This is a genomic window from Spiroplasma ixodetis (assembly GCF_059729505.1).
This window is the reverse complement of the sequence record NZ_AP038353.1, coordinates 319,792-343,830: the sequence shown is the minus strand read 5'-3', so window position 1 is coordinate 343,830 and position 24,039 is coordinate 319,792. Positions and strand designations below refer to the sequence as shown.

At 24.4% G+C, this 24,039-nt stretch carries 29 protein-coding genes, 7 tRNA genes and 1 pseudogene; 14 read left to right on the top strand and 23 right to left on the bottom strand.

Annotated features, from left to right (window positions below; all coding sequences use genetic code 4):
- Position 1: 1 nt before the first annotated feature.
- A complete protein-coding gene (locus tag AC6I4F_RS02285; protein WP_497874191.1) occupies positions 2-1,546 on the bottom strand; it encodes a sodium-dependent transporter in 1,545 nt (514 codons plus the stop codon).
- A 397-nt stretch (positions 1,547-1,943) separates the two neighbouring features.
- Between AC6I4F_RS02285 and AC6I4F_RS02280 the strand changes: the two genes are divergently transcribed.
- Positions 1,944-2,762, top strand: a complete 819-nt coding sequence (locus tag AC6I4F_RS02280; protein WP_497874190.1) for a hypothetical protein — start codon at positions 1,944-1,946, stop codon at positions 2,760-2,762.
- Between the two features lie 283 nt (positions 2,763-3,045).
- Here the strand turns inward: AC6I4F_RS02280 and AC6I4F_RS02275 are convergent.
- The 7 genes from AC6I4F_RS02275 to AC6I4F_RS02245 form a co-directional block, all read right to left on the bottom strand.
- A tRNA-Leu gene (locus AC6I4F_RS02275) sits at positions 3,046-3,127 on the bottom strand.
- A 65-nt stretch (positions 3,128-3,192) separates the two neighbouring features.
- Positions 3,193-3,280: transfer RNA gene (locus AC6I4F_RS02270), tRNA-Leu, on the bottom strand.
- A 6-nt stretch (positions 3,281-3,286) separates the two neighbouring features.
- Positions 3,287-3,361, bottom strand: a tRNA-Lys gene (locus tag AC6I4F_RS02265).
- A 16-nt stretch (positions 3,362-3,377) separates the two neighbouring features.
- Positions 3,378-3,452, bottom strand: a tRNA-Gln gene (locus AC6I4F_RS02260).
- Positions 3,453-3,462: 10 nt separating this feature from the next.
- Positions 3,463-3,547, bottom strand: a tRNA-Tyr gene (locus tag AC6I4F_RS02255).
- A gap of 11 nt (positions 3,548-3,558) precedes the next feature.
- Positions 3,559-3,635: transfer RNA gene (locus AC6I4F_RS02250), tRNA-Thr, on the bottom strand.
- A gap of 7 nt (positions 3,636-3,642) precedes the next feature.
- Positions 3,643-3,718, bottom strand: a tRNA-Val gene (locus AC6I4F_RS02245).
- A gap of 284 nt (positions 3,719-4,002) precedes the next feature.
- Between AC6I4F_RS02245 and AC6I4F_RS02240 the strand changes: the two genes are divergently transcribed.
- The 3 genes from AC6I4F_RS02240 (at position 4,003) to AC6I4F_RS02230 (ending at position 5,503) form a co-directional block, all read left to right on the top strand.
- On the top strand, positions 4,003-4,431 hold the full coding sequence (locus tag AC6I4F_RS02240; protein WP_497874189.1) for a hypothetical protein: 429 nt from the start codon (positions 4,003-4,005) through the stop codon (positions 4,429-4,431).
- A 118-nt stretch (positions 4,432-4,549) separates the two neighbouring features.
- On the top strand, positions 4,550-4,867 hold the full coding sequence (locus AC6I4F_RS02235) for a hypothetical protein (protein ID WP_497874188.1): 318 nt from the start codon (positions 4,550-4,552) through the stop codon (positions 4,865-4,867).
- Between the two features lie 9 nt (positions 4,868-4,876).
- A complete protein-coding gene (locus tag AC6I4F_RS02230; RefSeq protein ID WP_497874187.1) occupies positions 4,877-5,503 on the top strand; it encodes a cysteine hydrolase family protein in 627 nt (208 codons plus the stop codon).
- A gap of 387 nt (positions 5,504-5,890) precedes the next feature.
- Here AC6I4F_RS02230 and AC6I4F_RS02225 read toward each other — a convergent pair whose 3' ends face one another.
- The 4 genes and pseudogenes from AC6I4F_RS02225 to AC6I4F_RS02210 all read right to left on the bottom strand — a co-directional run bounded on the left by AC6I4F_RS02225 (position 5,891) and on the right by AC6I4F_RS02210 (position 10,013).
- Positions 5,891-7,201, bottom strand: coding sequence for a glucose-6-phosphate isomerase (locus AC6I4F_RS02225; protein ID WP_497874186.1), 1,311 nt, complete (start codon positions 7,199-7,201; stop codon positions 5,891-5,893).
- Positions 7,202-7,318: 117 nt separating this feature from the next.
- Entirely contained in the window at positions 7,319-7,714 is a 396-nt protein-coding gene (locus AC6I4F_RS02220; protein ID WP_497874185.1) for a S1 RNA-binding domain-containing protein, read from the bottom strand.
- A 323-nt stretch (positions 7,715-8,037) separates the two neighbouring features.
- Positions 8,038-8,316: pseudogene (locus AC6I4F_RS02215) on the bottom strand (oleate hydratase); the annotation flags it as partial.
- Between the two features lie 476 nt (positions 8,317-8,792).
- Positions 8,793-10,013 (bottom strand): IS256 family transposase, encoded by a 1,221-nt coding sequence (locus tag AC6I4F_RS02210; RefSeq protein ID WP_497874646.1) that lies wholly within the window; start codon positions 10,011-10,013, stop codon positions 8,793-8,795.
- Positions 10,014-10,438: 425 nt separating this feature from the next.
- Between AC6I4F_RS02210 and AC6I4F_RS02205 the strand changes: the two genes are divergently transcribed.
- Positions 10,439-10,903, top strand: coding sequence for a transposase (locus AC6I4F_RS02205; protein WP_497874645.1), 465 nt, complete (start codon positions 10,439-10,441; stop codon positions 10,901-10,903).
- 138 nt (positions 10,904-11,041) lie between these two features.
- Here AC6I4F_RS02205 and AC6I4F_RS02200 read toward each other — a convergent pair whose 3' ends face one another.
- The 8 genes from AC6I4F_RS02200 to AC6I4F_RS02165 form a co-directional block, all read right to left on the bottom strand.
- Entirely contained in the window at positions 11,042-11,356 is a 315-nt protein-coding gene (locus AC6I4F_RS02200) for a hypothetical protein (RefSeq protein ID WP_497874184.1), read from the bottom strand.
- A 24-nt stretch (positions 11,357-11,380) separates the two neighbouring features.
- Positions 11,381-11,719, bottom strand: a complete 339-nt coding sequence (locus tag AC6I4F_RS02195) for an ERF family protein (protein WP_497874183.1) — start codon at positions 11,717-11,719, stop codon at positions 11,381-11,383.
- Between the two features lie 18 nt (positions 11,720-11,737).
- Positions 11,738-11,908, bottom strand: a complete 171-nt coding sequence (locus AC6I4F_RS02190) for a hypothetical protein (protein ID WP_497873845.1) — start codon at positions 11,906-11,908, stop codon at positions 11,738-11,740.
- A gap of 20 nt (positions 11,909-11,928) precedes the next feature.
- Positions 11,929-12,108 (bottom strand): hypothetical protein, encoded by a 180-nt coding sequence (locus AC6I4F_RS02185; protein WP_497874182.1) that lies wholly within the window; start codon positions 12,106-12,108, stop codon positions 11,929-11,931.
- Between the two features lie 47 nt (positions 12,109-12,155).
- Positions 12,156-12,320 (bottom strand): hypothetical protein, encoded by a 165-nt coding sequence (locus tag AC6I4F_RS02180; RefSeq protein ID WP_497874181.1) that lies wholly within the window; start codon positions 12,318-12,320, stop codon positions 12,156-12,158.
- Positions 12,310-12,432 carry a hypothetical protein gene (locus tag AC6I4F_RS02175; protein WP_255495881.1) on the bottom strand — a complete coding sequence of 41 codons (123 nt, stop codon included), beginning with the start codon at positions 12,430-12,432 and terminating at the stop codon, positions 12,310-12,312. The genes AC6I4F_RS02180 and AC6I4F_RS02175 overlap by 11 nt, the downstream gene beginning before the upstream one ends.
- 133 nt (positions 12,433-12,565) lie before the next feature.
- Positions 12,566-13,054, bottom strand: coding sequence for a hypothetical protein (locus tag AC6I4F_RS02170; RefSeq protein WP_497874180.1), 489 nt, complete (start codon positions 13,052-13,054; stop codon positions 12,566-12,568).
- Positions 13,055-13,282: 228 nt separating this feature from the next.
- Positions 13,283-13,603, bottom strand: coding sequence for a hypothetical protein (locus tag AC6I4F_RS02165; protein WP_497874179.1), 321 nt, complete (start codon positions 13,601-13,603; stop codon positions 13,283-13,285).
- Positions 13,604-13,853: 250 nt separating this feature from the next.
- On the opposite strand from AC6I4F_RS02165, the gene AC6I4F_RS02160 reads away from it, so the two are divergent.
- Positions 13,854-14,675: an IS1595 family transposase gene (locus AC6I4F_RS02160; RefSeq protein ID WP_497874178.1), complete on the top strand. Its 822-nt coding sequence runs from the start codon at positions 13,854-13,856 to the stop codon at positions 14,673-14,675.
- 223 nt (positions 14,676-14,898) lie between these two features.
- Here AC6I4F_RS02160 and AC6I4F_RS02155 read toward each other — a convergent pair whose 3' ends face one another.
- Genes AC6I4F_RS02155 through AC6I4F_RS02145 form a run of 3 tightly spaced genes read right to left on the bottom strand, consistent with a single transcriptional unit; the run spans position 14,899 to position 17,171 of the window.
- Complete coding sequence (locus AC6I4F_RS02155; RefSeq protein ID WP_497874177.1) at positions 14,899-15,459, bottom strand: 5-formyltetrahydrofolate cyclo-ligase; 561 nt, start codon at positions 15,457-15,459, stop codon at positions 14,899-14,901.
- Positions 15,443-15,901, bottom strand: a complete 459-nt coding sequence (sufU, locus tag AC6I4F_RS02150) for a Fe-S cluster assembly sulfur transfer protein SufU (protein WP_497874176.1) — start codon at positions 15,899-15,901, stop codon at positions 15,443-15,445. The genes AC6I4F_RS02155 and sufU overlap by 17 nt, the downstream gene beginning before the upstream one ends.
- Positions 15,888-17,171, bottom strand: coding sequence for an aminotransferase class V-fold PLP-dependent enzyme (locus AC6I4F_RS02145; RefSeq protein WP_497874175.1), 1,284 nt, complete (start codon positions 17,169-17,171; stop codon positions 15,888-15,890). Before AC6I4F_RS02145 ends, sufU begins: the two co-directional genes overlap by 14 nt.
- Before the next feature lie 306 nt (positions 17,172-17,477).
- On the opposite strand from AC6I4F_RS02145, the gene AC6I4F_RS02140 reads away from it, so the two are divergent.
- From AC6I4F_RS02140 to AC6I4F_RS02105, 8 genes are all read left to right on the top strand, one after another.
- Entirely contained in the window at positions 17,478-19,511 is a 2,034-nt protein-coding gene (locus AC6I4F_RS02140; RefSeq protein WP_497874174.1) for a hypothetical protein, read from the top strand.
- Between the two features lie 16 nt (positions 19,512-19,527).
- On the top strand, positions 19,528-21,246 hold the full coding sequence (locus AC6I4F_RS02135; RefSeq protein WP_497874173.1) for a hypothetical protein: 1,719 nt from the start codon (positions 19,528-19,530) through the stop codon (positions 21,244-21,246).
- A gap of 51 nt (positions 21,247-21,297) precedes the next feature.
- Positions 21,298-21,717: an HIT family protein gene (locus AC6I4F_RS02130; protein ID WP_497874172.1), complete on the top strand. Its 420-nt coding sequence runs from the start codon at positions 21,298-21,300 to the stop codon at positions 21,715-21,717.
- Between the two features lie 22 nt (positions 21,718-21,739).
- Entirely contained in the window at positions 21,740-22,093 is a 354-nt protein-coding gene (locus tag AC6I4F_RS02125; RefSeq protein WP_497874171.1) for a hypothetical protein, read from the top strand.
- A gap of 277 nt (positions 22,094-22,370) precedes the next feature.
- Entirely contained in the window at positions 22,371-22,493 is a 123-nt protein-coding gene (locus AC6I4F_RS02120; RefSeq protein WP_497874170.1) for a hypothetical protein, read from the top strand.
- A 216-nt stretch (positions 22,494-22,709) separates the two neighbouring features.
- Positions 22,710-22,859, top strand: a complete 150-nt coding sequence (locus AC6I4F_RS02115) for a hypothetical protein (protein WP_338957692.1) — start codon at positions 22,710-22,712, stop codon at positions 22,857-22,859.
- Positions 22,860-22,999: 140 nt separating this feature from the next.
- Positions 23,000-23,284, top strand: coding sequence for a hypothetical protein (locus AC6I4F_RS02110; RefSeq protein ID WP_497874169.1), 285 nt, complete (start codon positions 23,000-23,002; stop codon positions 23,282-23,284).
- Positions 23,285-23,540: 256 nt separating this feature from the next.
- Positions 23,541-23,915, top strand: coding sequence for a hypothetical protein (locus AC6I4F_RS02105; protein ID WP_497874168.1), 375 nt, complete (start codon positions 23,541-23,543; stop codon positions 23,913-23,915).
- Positions 23,916-24,039: the final 124 nt, after the last annotated feature.

The window sequence follows — 24,039 nt, the reverse complement described above, 5'->3', positions numbered from 1 at the left end:
TTTAACCTCTTTCAGTTTTTGTTTTTATTTTAAATAATTTATTAAAACCATTATGAATATTTTTATGATAAGTTAAGATAAAAGTTAAAAGTAAAAATAATCCAACACCAAGTGTTAGACCAACTGTACCATAGACAAAATTAGCATTGATAATATTAATAATAAAATCATAGATACCAGTAGCAATATTAATTAAAATTAAAATTGGTGCGATAATTAAAATTACTATTTTATATATTTTTGTTCATTTCATTCATGAATTTTCATTATTATATAATTTTAATGTATCATATAGTTTTCAGCCATATGGACTAATACCAATTGATAAAATAAACCCAATTATTAGTAATCAAATTTGTGCTACTCAGATTGCTAGCCCATTAAACAGCGCTGGTGAATTACTAAAGGTAAATAATACTGATACTGCCATTGCTCCTACTAATGATATTGCTAATGCTTGTTTGCGCTTTAAATGAATTTCATATTCTAGACCGTTTACCATTGATTCAACTTGACCAATTAGTGAGGACATACCCGCAAAGAAAAGTGTAACAAAAAATAATATTGCTAAAATATTTCCTAAAATAGGAACTTGATTATTAATAATAGCAAATAATTGTGGTATTACTTGGAAAATCAAAGCAGGACCTGCTTGAAATACATCTTTAATATCAGTTTTACCTTGATTTTGAGCAATTGCACCTATTGAATTAAAAACAATAATTGTTGTTAATATACCAATAACGCTAGTACCAAAGGCTACTACAAAAGCTTGATTAGTACTATCTTGTTTTTCAGGAGCATGAGCTGCATAAATATAGATGGTTCCTGTACATGTTGATAACATAAAGAATGATTGACCAAAAGCATCTTTTCATAATCCAGGATTTAATAATTCTTTAGCATCTAAATCAAACATTACATTTAATCCAAGTTTAGCACCCGATAATGTACTAGTATAAATTGCTAAAATAATAATCATTAAAAATAAAAATGGAATCATAATTTTATTGGCTTTTTCAATTCCTTTTTCAACACCACCTAATAGAATAATAACCAAAATAATTCATACACCAATTGTTGCAAGTAAAATCATTCAATTTAAGTTACCTAGGCTATTTAAATTGCTAATATCTTGATCATTTGTTTGTTGTAAAATATTATGATAAAAATAAGAACCTTTATTTAAATTAGAAGTAAAACTAATAATAATATTAATTAAAGTTCATCCTACTAAAACACTATAATAAGTACTTAGTAAAATAACGGTTGTTGAATGCAATCAAGAGAAAAAAGCACCCTTTTTACCTCCAACCTCACTAAAAAATTCAATATGATTTTTGCGATATTTATTACCAATTGTCATTTCAATAAATAAAACTGGTATTGCACAAATTACCATACATATTAAAAAAGGGATTAGAAAAGCACCATGATGGTTATACATTTGATTTGGAAATCCTCAAATACCACCTAATCCTACTGCCGAACCCATTACTGAAAGTAAGAATCCTAATTTTGAGATATTTAAGCGTTGTTTTTTCATATTAATAAATGACCTCCTTTATAACAGTTAATTATACAAAAAAAATATTTTATTAAATAAAATGATATTATTAAAAATAAATAATAAGAAAAAAACAATGGTTTTGAGTAAATTTTAAAAAAGATTAATAAAAAATAAAACTTTTCCTTATATAAGGAAATAATAAAAATTTATTTTTTAGTGTTATTAATTTAATTATTTAAGTTTTTAAAATTATTTTTCATAATTTTAATATTAATGATTATATTACTTTCATTTATTTAATATAGGGTTATAATACAAGAAGTAATAAATAAAGACTAGAGTTTAACTCATATTTAAGGATTGTAATTCTTAATATGGGTTTTTTTATATTAATTTTATTACTTTAAATTATTTTTTAGAAAGGATGAAAAATATGGATTTATCACCAGCAAGAAGTTATTCTTCTACAGAACAATTATTACCAAATGATTTAATATCAACTAATAATAGAAATAGGGTATCACCTACTATAAGAGATGTATTACTTACTATTGGTAATTCAATGGTAACTATGGGTAACTATTTATTATATCAAGATGGAGTATTATCACTAGTAACAGCATTATGTTTTATGGTGGAAGGCGCAGTTAATTCAAAATTTTCGTTAACTAATTTAATATTAAGATATCTAAATATTAATAATGTAAGGATTAATAATTTATTAACAGGAGTAAGTTTTGCAACAGCACCATTATTACCACTAGCAGTAGCTTGACTTAACTGACCAACACCCAATCCAGATACATTACATGTTACATATGCTTTTATTACAGCAGCAGCATCTTCAAGTTTAAATCACATAGTGACAATCAGTAAAAAAATATCAGAATGTTGTGCACCTAATAATGAAGAAAATGTAATAAATCAACAACGTAATATATGACAAAAAATAGGTAATACAGCAGCAAGTTTATTAGCACCAATAACTATTGCTAGTGCAATTACTGGTGTTAGTCTTTTTGCATATCATGAATTAAGTAATCCAAATAATAATGATGATGATCAACCATTTTATAAAAAAAGATCAATTGCTTTTTGAGAAACAATAGCTGGTTTTGCAACAGTTGGTACTGGTTTATTAATAAATACTGGAATGGAATTATATGAAAATTGATGTGTGGATGTTAATAATTTTGATGAAGAAGATACTTATGAAAATGTTTCTAGCAGTACATCTTCGCCATCATCATAAAGTTCTGAAGATAGTGATGATAATACTTCATTATTAAGTAAATCTTTTAATCCAGAAAAAATTAAGAATGGAGAGGAAACACAATCAGTCATGTCAACTTCTCATGTTGTTGAAATACCTGATCCTAAACCACTTAATATAGCAACATTAAATTCTGAAGAACGTTTGCCTATTAAACAACCATCTTCAGAACGTCGATTATCATTTTAATAATATTTAATGTTATAAAAATAAAAAGGTATTCTTAAAAGAATACTTTTTTATACTAATAATTTAATATTAGTGGTGCCCAGAGCGGGACTCGAACCCGCATGATTTCTCGGTAGATTTTGAGTCTACTGCGTCTGCCATTTCGCCATCTGGGCAAAATATAGTTTACTTATTTATAAAAAATGAGGAATACTTCCTCGTCATTAATAAATATATAAAATGGTGCCCAGAGCGAGACTCGAACTCGCACAACCTGTAAAAGTCATCGGATCTTAAGCCCGACGTGTCTGCCATTTCACCACCTGGGCATCAAATGGTGTCCCCGGCAAGGATCGAACTTGCGACACCTCGGTTAAAAGCCGAGTGCTCTACCGCTGAGCTACGAGGACAAATTAATAAAATATATGGCTGAGGTGGTTGGATTTGAACCAACGCATGACGGCGTCAAAGGCCGTTGCCTTACCGCTTGGCTACACCCCAATAAGTAATATGGTGGAGGGGGAGGGAGTCGAACCCCCGAACTCGAAGAGATCTGGTTTACAGCCAGGTGCAGTTGGCCACTTTGCTACCCCTCCATAAATAATAATGGTGCTGATGACAGGAATCGAACCTGCAACCTACGGTTTACAAAACCGTTGCTCTGCCGGATTGAGCCACATCAGCAGGTAAATGGTGGAGTATGACGGACTTGAACCGCCGACCTATTGCTTGTAAGGCAATTGCTCTCCCAGCTGAGCTAATACTCCTTATTTTTTGTTTTATTAGAATTATTTATTCTTAAAAAACCTTAATCATTATAATAGATATTTTTCACATTTACAATTATTTTTTAAAGATAATGTAAAATTATTTTATTTTTAATTATTTTTTAAAAGAAAACTTAAGAGAAAAAACCAAAAAAAATAATTTTATGTTAAATATTACTATTTTATACCTATTTTCAGTTTTTATATATTTAAAATATAATATTTTTTTATATTTTGCTACATTTTTTTTGATCAATATTTATATTAAAAGAAAGTGAAAATTTATGCAAAAAATTTGAAAAAAATTATCAAAGTTAGATAAAATTAGCTTTTACGTATTTATAACTATGTTAATAGTAATGATTTTAGGATTAATTTTAATTGGAACAGTATCTTGAACAGTTAAACCTCTAGGAGCTAAACTGGCTGAAAGTCATGATAGGTTTTGAATTTTAAGAAATTCTCATCCTTGAACTATTGGAGATTTTATTAAGGGTAGTATAACTAATTTTGGTGTTACTATGTCATTAACTGATTATTTTGATAAATTAAAAATTGCAGTTGCTGCATTAGGTGGAACTGCAACTTTAACAGGTCCAGCAGCACAGTTACAAATAGGATTAATCTTATCGGTTATTGCTACTCAAATCTTATTGTTTACAAGTATTATTATTTTTGGATACAGTTGTTATTTAAAAGTAGTAAAAAAATAAAAATAGCAATTTATTAATTTTAAAAAATTGCTATTTTTCACATTAAAGTAAGAATTTTTTTATTTATTTTATAGCAGTAATATAACAATGATATAATTAAAAAAAATAGGTGATAATAATGATAACTAAAAATTGATGAAAAAAATTACCTCTTGATGAAAAAATAATTACTATTTTATTTTTTTCTGGTTTTATATTTTTATTATTAGGGTTAATTATGTTATTAAGTATTAAAATAGAAAACATTTTTAATGGATTTAATTTTATTTATATAAATGGTGTAGTTGATAGTTTAACCTATCAAAGTAGTCAAGGAATAACAGTAGATATTTTCTTTTTAAAAGTAGGAATTATTTTTACTATTTTCTTAATTCCAATTTGTTCTGGCTGTAGTATAATTTGATTTATTATTAAACGATTAATTTTTAAAAAATAGAGGTGAATAATGAAAAATAATGATTCATTTATTGAAATGATAAATAAAACTTTGGATAAAACAGTTAATTTAGATTTTAAAACTTTAAAAGGTCATAATATTATATTTATTGTTGGTATGGTTAATGGCTTTGCTAAAAAAGGAAATTTATTTTCACCTAATATTAATTCAATTATTAAACCAATTAAAAATTTATTAGCAAAAGTAAATACTAATGAAACCAAAGTTATTGCTTTTAATGATGCTCATAATGAACATAGTCCCGAATTCCATACTTTTCCTAGTCATTGTTTGGAAAATACTATTGAATCAGAGTTAGTAGAAGAATTAAAATTTGACAATATTAAGATTATTAAAAAAAATAGTACTAACGGTTTTTTTGCTTTTGATTTTAAGCCAAATTTACAATGAGATAACATTATTATTGTTGGTTGTTGTACTGATATTTGTATTTATCAATTTGCTATTAGTTGTAAAACTTGATTTAATCAGCACAATAAAGAAGTAAATGTTATTGTTCCAATGACAATGACAAATACTTATGATCAACCAGAGCATCCAGCTCATATTTTAAATCAATATGCATTATATTCAATGCTTAAAAATGGCATTACTATTGTTAAGGATGTTATTTAATTAAATGAAATAAATGAAAAATTATCTTTCATTTTTATTGAATGTATTAATCAAGGTTTTTCTTCAGAAAAACCACAATATTCTATTCAAGAACAAATAACTAAGCATATAGTAGAAAGTTTTTTTAATTAAAGAACAAAAAATGGTAAATGAAATAAATCAATTTGATTTTATAAATGCACCATCAACTAGTATTGGTATATATCATTTACCATCATTTAAAATACAACTTAACTTATAATTACATTTATTTAAATTATTATTTGCAAAAAAATGTCATAATATAATATTGTAAATTAATAAGTAAAGAACAACTAAGTAAGTTATATAAAAACCATTCTTTTCAGAATGGTTTTTATATGTTTTATTAAATTTATTATTAGGAAATTATTTTTTACCTAATAATTTAAACATTTTCTTTTTGTATACTTCAACACCAGGTTGGTTAAATGGGTCAACACCCAATAATTTTGCACTAACAGCACAAGCTTTCATAAAGAAATAACTAGCATAACCAAACATTTTGCTATCCATTGTATCTCATTCTAATAAAATATTTGTAGTTTTTCCTACTATTTCATCACTATGAGCTTCAATAGTTCCTTGTAAGGCAATATTATTAATTTCATGTAAAGAATGTTTTGTTAAATAATTTAATTGATCATTGTTTTCTTTATCAAGTGGAATTTTGATATCTTCATTAGGTTTTTTGATTTTTATTACTGTTTCAAAAAACATTTTTGAACCTTCTTGAATAAATTGGCCCATTGAATGTAAATCAGTTGAAAAAACAACACTAGTTGGTAATAATCCTTTGCCATCCTTACCTTCTGATTCACCAAATAATTGTTTTCATCATTCACATAACATTTGCATTTGTAATTCATAGCTTACTAAAATTTCAACTGCTTTATTATTAGTTTTATGTAAATGATAGCGAGAAACTGAATATAAATAAGCATCATTAACATCAATTTTATCACTTTTACATTCTTTTGCTGCTAATTGTGCACCAGCAATAATTTCTTCACAGTTAATTCCTGCTACCATCATCGGAAAAATACCAACAGGAGTTAAAACAGAGTATCTACCACCGATATTATCGGGGATAACAAAACTTTCATATCCTTCTTCTTTTGCCAAATCATGGAGTACTCCTCTTGTTTTATCAGTAGTAGCGATAATTCTGTTATTAACAATATTCTTATTTTTCTTTTGTTTAATTAATAGTTCTTTTAACAAACGAAAGGCAATTGCTGGTTCAGTAGTAGTTCCTGATTTAGAAATAACATTAATGGCAAATTCTTTATCTTTTAAATATGATAAAACTTGGTGAACATAAGTTGAACTCATAGTATTACCCATATAAATTACTTTAACAGGAGCAGTATTATTAAATAAACCTTGCACCATATCAATTCCTGCTCTAGCACCTAAATATGATCCACCAATACCAATTACTACTAAAACTTGTATTTCTTTTTGTAGTTTCAATGCTAGATTTTTCATTCGCTTTCAAGACTCTTGAAAAGTAATGTCTTTTTGGTATGCAAATGGAAAATCAATTCATCCTAATCAACCATCTTCATTTTTAGCATTACTTTCAAGTTCGACGTTAATCGCCGTTACTTTTTCTTGATATAAAGTTGATAATTCTTTCATATCTAAATTAGTAAACTTTAAATTAGTTTTTATCACTATTCTATAACCTCCTTATAGTATTTAAAATTAAAATATTAATTCGTAATAATACTATTTAATATTTATAATAAAAATATAGTTGTAAAAATTTTAGATTGGAAGAAAAATAGTATTTTAATTATTTTCTTCTTTTTTAAATCAATTATCAACAGTTTCTCTTATTGGTGCAAATCCTTTACCATTTTCTTCAATTGAAGAATTATTCTTTTCAACTAATCCTTGTTCTTTTGTACTTAAACTTAATTGTTGTTTAGTATTATCAATACCTGTTATTTCTGCTTTAACTGATGTACCAATTGTAAAATAATCACTAACATTTTTAACAAATTTAGGGGTAATACGACTAATGTGAATTAAACCAGAAAATCCATTTGGACACTTACAAAAAACTCCAAATTCCTTTATTCCAGTTGGAGTTACGGTAATAATGTCACCAACTTGAAATTGTTGAACATTTGATTCATTTTCTTCATTTTCTTCATTTTCTTCATTTTTAATAATTGTACTCATAATAAGTTAATTCCTCTTTCTTTTGTATAATTTAATAATACATAAAAATATTATAACATTATATTTAATATTGAAGTTAAAATTAATAATATTAATTTTATGAATTTCTAAACATTAGAATGAGAAATTATTAATTGATTTTAAATTTAAAGATTATTAGAATATTAAATTTGTTAGCAACTTGTTTGTTTTTAAAGAAATGAATGTTATTTGTAACAATATCACTAATTTTTTTAATATTTTTCTTTATTTTATACTTAAAACGGTAATTTAAAATAAATATTTTTATTTTATATAAATATTATTAAAAATATTGTAATTTATTATAGTAATCAATATTTTTCAAGTAATTCTTCTAGAAAAGTTCCCTTGATTTTTTTTAATGCACCTCTACGGAAAATTTTTAAGATGAGAGGAACTTGTATATCATTATTTTTTTTCTTATCTCATAAAATATGAGTTGAATTCAATAGTACTCTAATATCATATGCTGAAGCAAAAACTTCTGGTATTCCTCTATCAACGTTTAATAATTTATAGACGGCTTCCATAGCAGTTCTCACTGAATATTCGGTTGGAAAAACTGTATCATCTTCAGTTTCTGGATGGGTTACACTTTATTGGACACTAATTACGTAGACAAGTGAACAAATTAGTTAAAAGAAAGGAATTATAATTATGGCCAATATTAACTCATATTCAGATGAATTTAAAAAATAAATAGTAGCTTTATATCAAAGTGGTAAGTCAGTGTCTTGTCTTGCTAAAGAGTACAATGTTACAAGAGCAGCTACTTATAATTGAATTAAGCAATTTACTAATTAAGGCAGTTTTAAAAACAAAGATAACCGTTCTGTTGAAGAAAATGAATTAATTAAATTAAGAAAAGAATTAAGACAATTAAGAATGGAAAATGATATTTTAAAGCAAGCAGCACTAATAATAGGCAGAAAATAGAAATTATTACTAAAAATAAAGTTAAATATAAAATTCGTACAATGTGTCGTTTTTTTAAAATCTCTAAATCAACATATTAGAGGCTTTTTAATAATCTGTGTATCTTTGTTTTACAAAGTTACTAGTTTAGATTAATTCTATCTTCAAATTTTATCATAAAATGAGCAATTGCTGTATTTCAATTTTGAATGGGCATTGTTCATTTTTTTGTTATATTTTCAATTGCTAAGTAAAATATTTTAAAAACTGCCATATCATTTGGAAAAACTTTTTTATTTCTAATAACTTTTCGTAATTGACTATTAACAGATTCAATAGCATTTGTTGTATAAATCACTCTTTTGATTTCTGAAGGATAAATAATAAAAACCATTAAATTATCTCAATTTTTATATCACGATTTAGCAATTTGAGGATATTGTTTATTTCATTTACTTTCAAAAGTTTCTAAATCTTGCATTGCTTGTTCTTCACTACATGCACTATAAATTGGTTTTAAATCTGTAACTAGTGATTTTCTATGTTTGTATGAAACATATTTTAAACTATTTCTAATTTGATGAACTATGCATAATTGATGTTCGGTTTTAGGATAAACTGATTGTATTGCTTCTGACATTCCTGTTAAATTGTCACTACAAGCAATAAGAATATCATTTAAGCCTCGATTTTTCATTTCTGTGAAATTAGATAATCAAAACTTAGAACCTTCATTTTCACTAATTCATAAACCTAAAAAATCTTTTTTACCTTCTAAATCAACTCCTAATGCTATATAAACTGATTTGTTAATAATGCGTTTATCTTGTCGTACTTTAACTACTATACAATCAAAATAAACAATCGGATAAACACTTTCTAATGGCCGATTTTGTCATGCTTTAACATCATCAATAACATCATCAGTAATTTGACTAATAACACTTTCACTAATATCAGCACCATGATATAACTCTTGTAACTGCATTCTAATATCTGATAAAGTCATGCCTTTGGCATATAATGAAAGAACTTGTTGATCAAAACCATCAAATCTTCTTTGTCTTTTTGCAACTATTACTGGCTCAAAATTACTATTACGATCTCGTGGTACATTAATCTCAATTTTACCTTGTTGGGTTATTAATTTTTTTGAATTTATACCATTGCGAGCATTATCACTATTATTATGTTGATTTTTTTCATATCCTAAATAATTTTGCATTTCAGAATTCAACATTTTTTCAACTAATCTTTTTGTTAATTCTTTATATAAACCTCCCTCTTTAAATACGGTTGTTAAATCCTCAGTATTTTCTAATAATAAATCTACTGCTTTTGATATTGGATCATTATTATTAATATTTTGTTTTTTAGAAATACGTAACTCACTCTTTCTAGTTATTTAATTTTATTTACTAGAATTAATTAAACATAGTTATTTTTGTAAGTTACGCAGATTACTAAACATTACCACATATATTATTTTAATTTCAAGAAAAAATAAGATAAAATTCAAAATAATATGTATAATAAAGTTGTTATTAGTGCTTTTAAAGAAAATAAAGAAGCTTATGGAACAAGAAGATTAAAAGTTTTTCTAAAAGAATAGAAAATTAATTTATCAAGACGAAAAATTAAAAAAATTATGAATAAACATAATTTAATATCAAAATACACTAAATTATCATAAAAAAATTATCATAATAAAGTCAATGATAGTCAAATTACTAATCTTGTTAATAGAGACTTTAATAATAGGCTTAAAAATGAAGTTATTGTTAGTGATTAACTTATGTTCAAGTTAATGGTAAATGAAACTATATTTGCTTATTAATTGACCTGTACAATCGCGAAATTATTGGACATAGTGTAGGTACTAAAAAAGATGCATCATTAGTATATCAAGCATTTATGTGCTCAAATCGTTGTTTAAAAGATATTCAAATATTTCATAGCGATCGCGGTAATGAATTTAATAATAAAACTATTGATAAACTTTTATTAGCCTTCAATATTACCCGCTCTTTAAGCAAAAAAGGTTGTCCTTATAATAACGATGTTGCTGAAGCAACTTTCAAAACTTTCAAAACAGAATTTATTAATGATAAAAATTTTACATCATTAATCCAATTAAAATTAGAATTATTTGATTGTATCAATTGATACAACAACATAAGAATCCACAGTACTCTAAACTACTTAACCCCCATAAAACACCAAGCACAAATGTCTACCAAAAAACAGTCCTAAAAAAAGTTGCCATTCCAGAATTTATATGCAAAAGAAGCTGCATATAAATTCAATAAGATATTTAGTTTTGAAACTATAATTTTGTGTTTGATTTAGATACATGTAGGGATAATTTCCTAGATAGGCTTTTATCTCTATTTATTTGATAAAATTTAAAAATAGTACATAAAGGGATAAAAGCCTTAAATAATTTTCACCCATTAATATTAAAAAATCTTCATTATTACTTGGATTTAATCTTTCCATATCTTCTCTTATACATTCATCAAATAAAACTGTATTTGTAATCATATATTTTTCAAAATAATCTAATTGTTTTTCACTTGGTTCTCATTTTTCATTTGTTATTTTTACATTATTAATATAATTTTGTAATTTATTATTATTTTGTATTAAATTAACATTATCATTATCTGGGTCAAGTTCATCTTCACTTAATAAAAGTAAATTCATTAAAAAATATCTATAAGCATAAGTTTATGCACTACCTTTTGCTTTTGCTATATCTGTATTTTTAGCACAAGCAAGTATATCAAAATATTTTAATTCTTTATCATTATCTAAATCTATAATTGTATATCTTTTAAAATAAGTTATTTCTACTTCTTTAGTATCTAAATAATTTATTTTTCTATCTGTTGTTAATATATCTTCATGTGTAATAACAATATTTAATTCTTTACATAATAATTTAAATTTATTAAAAATATCACTTAATAATCAATATTTATAATTTCCAAATTTATTAAAACCATTTTTAGGTGTACTACCAATTTCTAACTGTAATTTAAGTATTTTTTTATATAAATTATTCATTATAATCACTCTTTCTATTTATTTATTTATTGCTTTTTTAATTAAACTTCTTATAAATCCATTAATTTTCATATTTTTTTCTTCACAAATTTCTTTTAATTTTTTATAATCTTTTTCAGTAAATCTTAAATGAATAATAATTTGCTTAATCATTAAATCTTCTGGTTTCTTTTTAGGTGCTGCTACCATATTTATTCACTACTTTCTCTTTAACCTTTAATAATTCTTTTATAATCAATAATTACTTGTTCTAATTGATTTACATTTTTATAATTAAAATAATCACAACTAATTTTTAAATAACCATCAGCATTAATGTTAATTTCTAAATCTTCATATTTACTATTAAATTCTTTTTGTAATTCTTCAAATTTTTCTATTAATTTCATTGCATTTTGTAATTATAATTGATTCATTTTTACACTCCTTTAAAATTTTATAATTGTAATTCATTAATATAATATTCATATAAGTAATCTCAATTATTTGATGTTAAATACATATTTTCTTCAATCATGTTATTTATACATTTATTACAATAATATGTATTTTCTAATTCACTAAATCAAATATATTTTTCATTATGAATATTACATTTCATTTTTTTCACCTATTAATTTATAAAAACATTTATTACAAGTTCTATTTCCATATGATGAATTTTTATGACAAATATCACATGAACCTTTAATTCTATATTCTCTACATTCCATAATTATTAATCCCTTTCTATAATTTTTAATATTTCTTGTATTTCAATATATTTTTTATTTTTAAGTAATTTTTCATTACATAAATTTTTAATTAATTCTATTTTTTCAACATTTAATAACATATTAATTTCCTTTAATACTTTAAATAAAATATTTTTTCATTATGAGTATTTATATCTTTCATTGGTGTAACAATATAATTAATTGCTAAATCATTATCGTTATATGGATTATTTATTTTAAAAATTTTCATGCCTTGTTCTCATGTAATGTTATATTTAAAACATTCTTGATTTTTATCATTTTTAAAAATATAATAAACATTATATTGTTCATAAAATTCACAAGATATTAATTCATTTTCATTTCTAGTAATATTTGGAATATTTTTAATATATTTTAAAATATCACTACCTTTAACACTTTCAATATCTTTTGTAATTGATTTTTTACCTAATTTATAATAAAAATCTTCAATTATTTTTAATGCTATTTTTTTATTTTTTTCATCAATAATAGTATCTTTAATAGGAAATCATGTTTCATATTCACCAATTTCTAATAACATACCTTTAGTTGTTTCTTTAATTTTATTTTTAATATCTAAATTAACATTAATCATTACGTATCCTTTCTATGTATAAGCCTTGAATGGTAGGAGTTCTAGGGGAAGGGAACCAAAAAAATATCAAATTGTAAAAGAGCAACACAAAAATTACTATTGGAATATTCCAGCAAAATAGTCTAAATAATTTTTTTATTTAGTTATGTAATAATTAATTACTTTAATAAAGTGCTGGTTTAATAAAATAATTAATTATAATTGTTTAACAATTAAAAAATGAGAGTGTTATCTCTCATTTAAGTTCTTATTAAATCTAACCATTAACTTGATACGCCCCTGCATTTGGACCATTACAAAACTGATTATTATGATAACGTTCCTCCATTTTAATTTCTTGAATTTTTGGAAGGATTTTATTACCTTTAAAAATTGTGTTCCAGCTCCAACAAGTGCAACATTATCTGATAAACTATCACCAATAACGTATAAATTATCAACTTGTTCTATAGCTTGTTCTTCTTTATTTAAATAACAATGCTTCGAATTAATAGTTAATAAAGATAATGAACTTAAAAGTGTAGCACACGTTAAGTTATATCAACGCATGTTTATTTGCCTCCTATGTATTTTTTCTTCATTTTCTTTAGAAATATTTATTTTTTAGTATTAAGATTTACTAAAAATATCATTTGTTGTTGTTTTAATTTTGAATTCATTTTGATAAAAAATATAAAATAATTTTAATTAATTCAGTTTTTATAAAATTCAAGTGTGTATAAACTAAACTAATGAGTATTTTTAGTCTTTTTAAAATAATTAGGAAATTATCCCCACATGTACTAGTGTGGAGGAAAAAATGAATTGAAATGAATTCAATAGCATATTTCAAAATGAAAACGATTGTTTGAAATATATAGCGAAGTTGAAAGTAATAAAATGTATCAGGTGTGTTTCTTCTAGTTTGAATGTTTCTGATTTGAGAAGAATAAGATGTTTGAAATGTCATCAAACATTTAGTATTCTTCATGACACCATTTTTCACAAGTCACAAACACCTTTGACATCTTGGTTTTATTTCATCTTTAGATGAATAAACACAAAGCATGGTATAACATCAACAGATGTTGCAAGGGAATTGGGTGTGACATATAAAACAGCTTGAAGAATGGTTCATGAAATCAGAACTAGAATTTGGAATCAAGATGCAGGGTTCATTGATGATGGCACAGCACAGATGGATGAAATGTATCTTTCACATGTAGGTTTTATTCAACAAGGAAGATCCTTGTTGAATAAAACCTTGATTGTTGGAGTTTATGAGAAAACCAGCAACAAACTAATTGTGAAAGTATTGAAAAAAGCAGATGAGAAAAACCTTTTATGATTTGCATTGAAACACATTTCTACTGGGTGTTGTCTATTTACGGATTCTTGGAAGGGATATGGAAGTTTCAAAAACTTCTATCACAAACATGAAATCGTAAATCATGAAGTTGGGTATGTGTCATCAACAGGTGTAAACACAAACCAGATTGAATCTGCATGAAAACACATCCGACGAACTTTCCGAACACACATAAAAGTTTCAAAACACAATATTCATTTATATGCAAATGAAGCTGCATATAAATTCAATAAGATACCTAGTTTTGAAACTATAATTTTGTGTTTGATTTAGATACATGTGGGGATAATTTCCTAGATAGACTTTTATCTCCATTTATGTGATAAAATTTAAAAATAGTACATAAAGGGATAAAAGCGAATAATTATTATAAGTAAATCTTAATTTAAGTCTATAATTGAAAAAATGAATATACAATAAAAATAAAAAAAGATAATTTGATTAATTAAACTATCTTTTATTTATTGATTAGTGTATTTAATTTTAGATTAAAATATTAATTAGTAAAAATATAGTCTAATGGTATATCTCAATTATCGTGATTAATTATATAATGAGTTTTTTGAATAGCAAAACCAAGTCCTATTTTACTAAAGTTAAATTTATTTTTAGATAAATAACGGTCGTAAAAACCTTTACCATAACCAATACGGTAATAATCTTTATCAAAGGCAATCAATGGTACTAACATACAATTAATTTGACTTCCTATAACTTTTTGACAATTTAAACTTGGTTGTCCGATTTTAAAATCATTATCAAATACGATATCGTTTCAACTATTAATAAAATAAAATTCCAAATGTTCACCATTCATTCTTGGTAAACAAACTTGTTTTAGATTTTTTCATAATAATTCAATAATTTCTTTAGTTTCTACTTCATATGGTAAGGAATTATAAAGAGCAAATACATTATTTTGTTTAAAATAATGTGATTCATTAAATTTATTGAAAATAATTTTATTTCACTTTTGATAATTATTTTTAGAAACATTTTTTAATTTTTTTAAATAAATGGTTCTTAAACTAATTTTATCCTTAATTTCCATTTCCATTTTTTTCACATTCTTTCTCAATTATTTTATTAATACCATTAATACCAATAAGGGCACATTTAATTCGATTACGCTGTCTTGGTACATTTTTAAAAGCAATCATATTTTCAATTATTTTATCATTAAATTGCTTTTCTGATAACATTGCTTGATAATTAATAATAATTTCTTTTATTTGTGATATTGTTTTACCTTCAATTAAAATACAAAAAAGATCGGTTGCTGCAGTTGAAATAGCACACCCAATTCCAGTAAAGCGTACGCTATTAATAACTTTATTTTTAATAGAAATTTCAAAATGAAAATTATCAACACATGATTCATTGTTTTGATGATATGTCAAACTATTTGGTAAATTTTTAAAACCTTTATTTTTTGGATTACTATAGTGTTCAACAATTAGTTTGCGATAATAGTCTTGATTGTTATTAAAAGAATTCATTTAAAAAATCTCCTCCTTCATTAATCCCTTTTTTTAAAGCTATTACTAATAAGTCAATATCTTTTTTACAATTATATATGTAAAAACTAAGACGAATTGTTACTTCGGTGTTAATTATATTAGGTAATAATTTAGCACAATAAGTTCCACTTCGTACGCATATATTTTGTGTTCCTAAAAAATTAGCAACATCTTGTGCAAATACTTTTTTAATATTAAATATTATGTTACTACTATTGCCATCAATATTATAAATTTCAATATTATTTCCTAAATGCGCTGTTAATTGTTCAATTGCGTATTTTTTTAGTAAAATTTCATGATTTCTAATATTTTCAATACCAATGTTTAATAAATACTTAATAGCTGCACCCAGTCCAAATACACCTGCAATATTTTGTGTTCCACCTTCAAAACGATAAGGACTATCTAATAAGTTAAATTTACCTTTTTCATAAATATCACCATTCATGCCCCCACCCAATATTAGTGGATCTAGCATATTTAATCATTCGTTTTTTCCTCAAAAGACACCGATTCCAGTTGGACCAAAAACTTTATGACCAGAAAATCCAAAAAAATCAATATTTCAATTTTTAACATCAGTTTTTATATGTCCTATTGATTGTGCACCATCTATTATTACTAAAATATTTTTAAAAATTCAATTATCACTTTTAACATTTTTTTTACCATATTCTTTAATAAAATTAGTTAATGTTTCAGTATCATTTTCTATTGCTAAAGAATTATTAATATTTGCAAAAGCAACTATTCTGGTTTTAGGTGTTAAAAATTTTTTTAAACTTTCAACAGTAATGACTCCTTGTTTATTTGTTTCAATAAATTTTATTTTAATTTTTTTAGTTTGTATCAAACGATAAAATGGTAAGAGTAATGAGCTATGTTCTAAAGTTGTTAATAAAATTTCATCATTTTCTTGTAAATATTTTTCTAAACCAAAAGCAATTTGATTATAAGCAAAAGTTGCTGAAGGATAAAAAACTATTTCGTTTTCGTTACTATTAATAAATTTACTAATTGTTTTTCTAGTATCTTCAAATATATCATTTCCCTTAACAGCAAGTTGATAATCTTGACTATGTGGATTAATACAATATTTTTTATAATAATCGCTAACAGCATCAATAACTATTTGTGGTTTTAGTGAAGAAGCGGCTGTATCTAAATAAACTAAATCAGGATTATTTTTAAAAAAGGGAAAATCAGTTTTAAAGGTATTATCATTAATGTTTATTTTTTTATTCATATTTACTCCTATATCATTACACCAAATATAATATACTTATACTAATTATTATACACTTAATTTTGTGCTAATTTTCTTAAAATTAAAAAATGAATAAAATATTATTTGTGCACTATAAAGTAATAATATTTAAAAAAATTAATATTTTAAATTTTTTAAAATAAATAATTGGTAATTAGTTATTTCATTTTAAAATTAATTAGAAAAAACTATCCCTTAAATATAAATTTTATGTTAAGATATCTTAGTAAAATAAATTAAAAAATCTTTTTTTTGCTATAGATTTAATTAAAAGGAGTGAATAAAGTGCGCAATATTCTTGCCTTAGTTGCAGCTTTCACGTTATCATCAACATCAACTATGTCTATTATAGCTTGTAATAATTCAAATGAAAGAGGCACAACTAATGTTTTCGACTGAAATAGTGCTTTTATAGATACAAGTACTACGACTGACACCTTTTTTAATTACTTATTAAATAATCCCAATAGTGGATGAGGTAAAACATTATATACTGATATTAATCAATATATTAATCTTTCAATTTTAAAAAATACTCCAAAATATAAAGATGATTATCTTGCTGCTTTGACAGCAGCTCAATCTGAAATGGAAAATAAAATAAAATCATTACAAGCAAAATATGGTCGTTCATGAGAAAAACAATGAAAGAAAGTATTGGGCGATGATGATGTTAATACTTACATTGATAATATTTTAAAAAAGAGTGCTTTAGGTATTATTCAACGTAGTTATGTTACTAGTAATTATAAGGATTATAAATACTACAATCAAAATGAAATTAATATTTGATTAAAGGATTTATGAGAACAAGTAAAGAGTGAAAACAATCCAAATGGTACTTATGATAATGTACAAGAATACATTAATGGTAAAACAGGTAGTATCGTTGCTGGTAAATATTCTAGCAAAATTTGAATTGTTGCTAATGCTAATAATTCAGAATCAGATGCTATTGCAAAATTAAACCATAATGTCAAAATTGCTAAAACATGAACTGGTGTTAATATTAGTCTTCCTGTTGTAAAAACTAGTGATGATAAAAATGATAGTAATTATGAAACAGATTCATACAATACTATTGATGGCTTATTAAGTGCTAATCAATCTAAAATAGCTAAAGTAATGTTAAGAAATCAAGAATTAATTTGAACTCGTCAAATTGTTATTCCTTTTGACTCTACTGCTAAACCTTTACAAGAAAAGATTAATGCTTATCAGTTTTCTCAAAATAAAACTAAAATTAATGAAATTTTAAACAATATTAGAACCAATGGTTTCGATCAAACATTCACTGAAGAAAAAGGTGCCGCTACTACTGATGTTAGTAAAACTGGTGATTTGGGATTAATGGATATTACTAAATCTTCACAAGAGAATAGTCCTTTTTATTATTACTTATATCGTTATGTAACTAGTGCTGAAGGTGTTGGTAAAAATGTTGATGGTATTCAACCATATAAATTAACACAATTTACTTCACCAACTGACAAGGAAAAGGGTTTAGAGGACTTAATTCCTTATATAGACCGTGATAGTATTAAAGATAAAGGTAAAGATGGTACTAGTCAATATAATGATTTAGTTTATATGAAAGATAAAAAAGGACCACAACTTCCTGATGCTGCAGTTAATAATGGACCTGGAGTTGGTATTTTTATTGATACTGGTGGTATTCATTTTATTCAAACGCCAGGTATCACATATCAACAGCAAGATAAACCTAAAAGCGATGAATTAACTTATAATATAATTAAAACATTTAAAAATCATAGAAAAGATACTTATCAGTGAAAAGACTTAGCACCATTATCTGAGCGTCCAGGTGGATTATCTGATTCTCCTTATCTTGATTATTTACAAACTGATTTTTTACTACAAAAATATACTCCAAATAGAACTCCTACTTTTAATTTAAATGATACATTAACAGCCTTTACTAGAGGTACTGGTAGCCTTGGTGATGCAAATTGATGAGATTATAATTTATACCTTAATAATAACTCGAGTTTAATTCATTGAAATTTACAGGATATATTTAGTTCAAGTCCTCTTGATCCAACTGATAATAAAATTAATGATTTTGTTGAAAAAATGAAAAGTTGATTTGATAAAACTAAAGAAAATCGTTGAAATAATAGACAAGGTATTAATATTAATGCAACATTTAAGGATAATATTATAAAAACTAATAATACATGAGATGGCTTTACACAAGATGCACCAGTTGCTCGTATGGATATTAATATTGCTAATTATCTAGATGTTGTTGGGAAACGAACATTATGATGATATGATCCAAGTATCATTAGTTCTTAGACGGGAGGTATAAAAAATGAAAAACATAAAAAAGATTTTACCATTATTAACTTCAGTTACTCTTTTATCTGGCCCTGTATTATTATTAGTTGCTTGTGATAATGAACGTGATATGAGTAATTTACCTAGTGGTAAAATTCCTGATGATTATAAAAATCGTGTATTATTTAATTTTTTAGGAGTAAACTTTAATGAAACGATTTCTGCTCAGTTTAAGAATACTTATTCACAAGGTCTTGATTTTATTTTAAAAGATGTCGAAGGAACAATTGCTCAGCAAAAATTTTATGAATTTTTTCATAAGAAACTTCATTATAGTGAAGACACAAAAAATGCAGATGGTACTACTACAATGGGAGAAGCCAATAAAGCTTTTATAAAACTTAAAGATGATTTAGGATTAAGTTTATTAACTCAAAAGTACTTAAGTGGTATTAATACAGCTAATTCACTAGATAAAGTATCAGCAGCAGATAATAATGAGTTATTATTTCAAAATCAAAGTTGACATCAGGATGGTACAAGTAAATTTAATTATCAAAATGTAGAATTTTATAAAGAAAAAAATAAAGATACTGATAAAGTTAATGATCCTGATCAAATATTTACTCCTGATAGTTTATATAAAGATTATGGTGATAAAGATTCTGCTTTTGATGAACAATTAGCTGCCATTGCTAAACATCCAGATGACAATTATAGTAATGAAATTGGTAAATTATTACCAAATGATGCTAAAAAATGAAATAGTAGTGCTGGTATTAATAAAACACAAAAAGGTCTTTCTGGTACTGATATTCCAACTTATTCAAAATATTTAAAACGTTTCCAATGATGATTACGTTTTCGTTATCAACAATATTATCAATATGAAATTTTACCAGCATTAAATCAAACTTTATTTACAATGTCTTATATTTTAGACAATATTGTTGATATTAAAGATAATGAAACAGGTAAACCTATAATTTCAACCCAAACAAATAACCTTTACATAAGTCAATTACAAGATACTACTGGTTGACAAAAGAGTAACTATAATGTAAATTGAAACTTTACTACTGATTTAGCAAATGCGCAAAGCATTGATCAAAAATGAAATAGTAGTCCTTCTAAACCTCCAAAGTGAGAGTCAATTGTTAAAGATGGTGATCCAACAAAAAACGAAGGAAAAACTTTAAATTCTGATTTTTTTACTCAATTAACAAGCGGTAATGCCTCAACTATTAGTGAAATTGATCCTAATTTTGGTGATAATGGTTTCTTAAGTACTGCTACTACTACCCAAGAAGCTGCAAGTTGAGTAACTAATGGTGGATTACATTACACTACGAATAATAATATTGCTACATTTACTTATTCTGCTCCTATTTATTTCCTAAACCTTTTACAAAATTTAGATTTTAGTTTTTTGAATAATAAAAACAAAGGCTGAGTTCCAGAAATTAGTAATTTAATTCATTCATGAAACAATAGTGGTAATGCTAGTCTTGAGACAGATTTCTCTAAGTATATAAGGGGTGATGCTAACGAAAGCACTATTACCCAAGAAACAAAGTGAAATATATTTTGACAAATGTTATATTCTATATCTGCTAGTGATTCTGCAACTAAAGATTCACCAGTAGCTGAAAACTTTAAAATCGCTGCTCAAAATTTATTTCCAACATATATTCCAAAAAATAATATATATGAAGAAGGATTTTGAAATAAGGTAAAAGAGTTTTATCCATAATAATACTTAATATTTTAAGTTATACTTATAAAGTAAGTTGAGGTGAAATATATGACAAATAAAGCATGCATTTTTTGTACAATTATTAAAGATACAAATAACTTAATTTTTGAAGATACAAATACAGCAGCATTCATGGATATCAATCCCGTAACTAAAGGACACATTCTAGTAATTCCAAAGCAACATTTTGAAACTTTTATTGATACTACACCTAAAATAGTGAGTGATGTTAGTATCACAACTCATAAAATTGCTAATTTGCTAATAAAAACTATTCCCAAAATTAAAGGATTTAATATTTTAATTAATAATGGTAGCGAAGCATTTCAAGAAGTATTTCATTATCATGTTCATATTATTCCAAAATATATTCGTGAAAAAGAGTTTTTAATTAATAGGACAAAAGAAAATATTACAATTGATGATATTAATAATCTTAAAAAAATACTAAAATCGCAATTAATGTAAAAAATATTTAAGGAGGAAAAAAATGAAAAGTCTTAAGTTATTAACTTTACCTAAAATATTAATGCTAATTGGTGCTGTATGAATTATTGTTTTTAGTTTATTGTATGCAGCGGGAGTTATAACTTATAGTTTCTATGGCTGAAATGAAAATGGAGCTACATTAGTTATAATAGGTATTATTTATATTCTAATACCATTTTCAGTTAAACCTGGATTATGATCAAGACTATGAGCACTATTTATATCATTTTTTTCAGTTATAATAGTTATTGGTTTATTTGTTGGCAAAGATGTAGATTATAAGTCAACATGAACTTATATTAATGCTTTACCACATATTATCATGGCGTTTGGCTCTATTTTATGACTTATTTAATAGTAAATAAGTCATAAAATAATTATTAATAACTTAAAATATTGGTTGAAAATAGTATTAAACCAATTTTTAATAAATAATTAATAATATTTTTGGAGTTTATTTTCAACATAAATAATAAGAAAAAAATATTATAATAGTTATTATTATCAAATTTTATAAAAATTATTAATTGATTAGTGGCATAACTATCTTTTTGTTTTCATCAAAAAAGCATTTTTTATTAATGATGCTATAATTTTAAGCATTAATAAAAAAAGATAAAGGAGATTGAGATATGAAAAAAAGAAAAGTATTACATTGTTCAATTTGTAATAAAGAAATTAATGGTAATGATTTAGCTTCAAACTCAAAAACAGCAAGAAAAAATATGAAATGCCCAGAGTGTGCTAATCAATAATTTTTGATTATTAATAAAATTTATATTATTATCAATATCCCTTATCAACTAATTTTAAAAATTTTTATTGATTGTTTTAGAAATCTAAAACAATTTTCATCTTAATTGTTAATAAAATAAATTATAAATAAAAACAATACTAGTCTATATCTATTGATATCAAAGGCAATAATATAAAGAACTTATTTCTGAAATCAAAATATGGAGGAGTATTATATGTCTAAAAAAAATAAAAATTCAAAAATTATTGCGGGAATAATTAGTTCTGCGGTTTTAATTAGTGGTGCAACTACTGGTATTTTATATAATTCTGAAATGGAAGAAAATATTGAAGAAGAAATTGAAATTGAAAAGAAAAAAACTTAGAAATAATTTTTCCTTTAGGAAAAAGAAATTTAGGTAAAATTTATATTGGACAAAACATAACTGCTATAAATGATGATGAAAAAGTAAAAAAAGAAATTATAGATATTTTTAGTAATAAATATAATATAGATGTAACTAGTTTGGAAATTAAAATTGTTAATAACCAAAATCAAGCAATAATTACTTCAATAAATGAAGATATTTATATTGGAACAGTAAAGCTTAAGTATAGTCCTAATAGATCTTTTGTAACGTTAGATTATATTGTTCCTGATTTGAATATAAGAGATAAACAAGTTCCTACTTATTCTTATCAACATCATCAAGAAATTTTATTTGGAAAAAATGATATTTTAAATGATAATGAATTTAATCATTTACCTGCTGTAAATGATTTTATTTGGGCGCATCAAGTTAATGGTTAGATTTAATAAGAACTTAAATGAGAGATAACACTCTCATTTTTTAATTGTTAAACAATTATAATTAATTATTTTATTAAACCAGCACTTTATTAAAGTAATTAATTATTACATAACTAAATAAAAAAATTATTTAGACTATTGTGCTGGAATATTCCAATAGTAATTTTTGTGTTGCTCTTTTACAATTTGATATTTTTTTGGTTCCCTTCCCTTAGAACCCCTACCCTCCAAGGCTTATACATAGAAAGGATACGTAATGATTAATGTTAATTTAGATATTAAAAATAAAATTAAAGAAACAACTAAAGGTATTTTATTAGAAATTGGTGAATATGAAACATGATTTCCTATTAAAGATACTATTATTGATGAAAAAAATAAAAAAATAGCATTAAAAATAATTGAAGATTTTTATTATAAATTAGGTAAAAAATCAATTACAAAAGATATTGAAAGTGTTAAAGGTAGTGATATTTTAAAATATATTCAAAATATTTCAAATATTACTAGAAATGAAAATGAATTAATATCTTGTGAATTTTATGAACAATATAACGGTTATTATATTTTTAAAAATGATAAAAATCAATTACAAAAGATATTGAAAGTGTTAAAGGTAGTGATATTTTAAAATATATTCAAAATATTTCAAATATTACTAGAAATGAAAATGAATTAATATCTTGTGAATTTTATGAACAATATAACGGTTATTATATTTTTAAAAATGATAAAAATCAAGAATGTTTTAAATA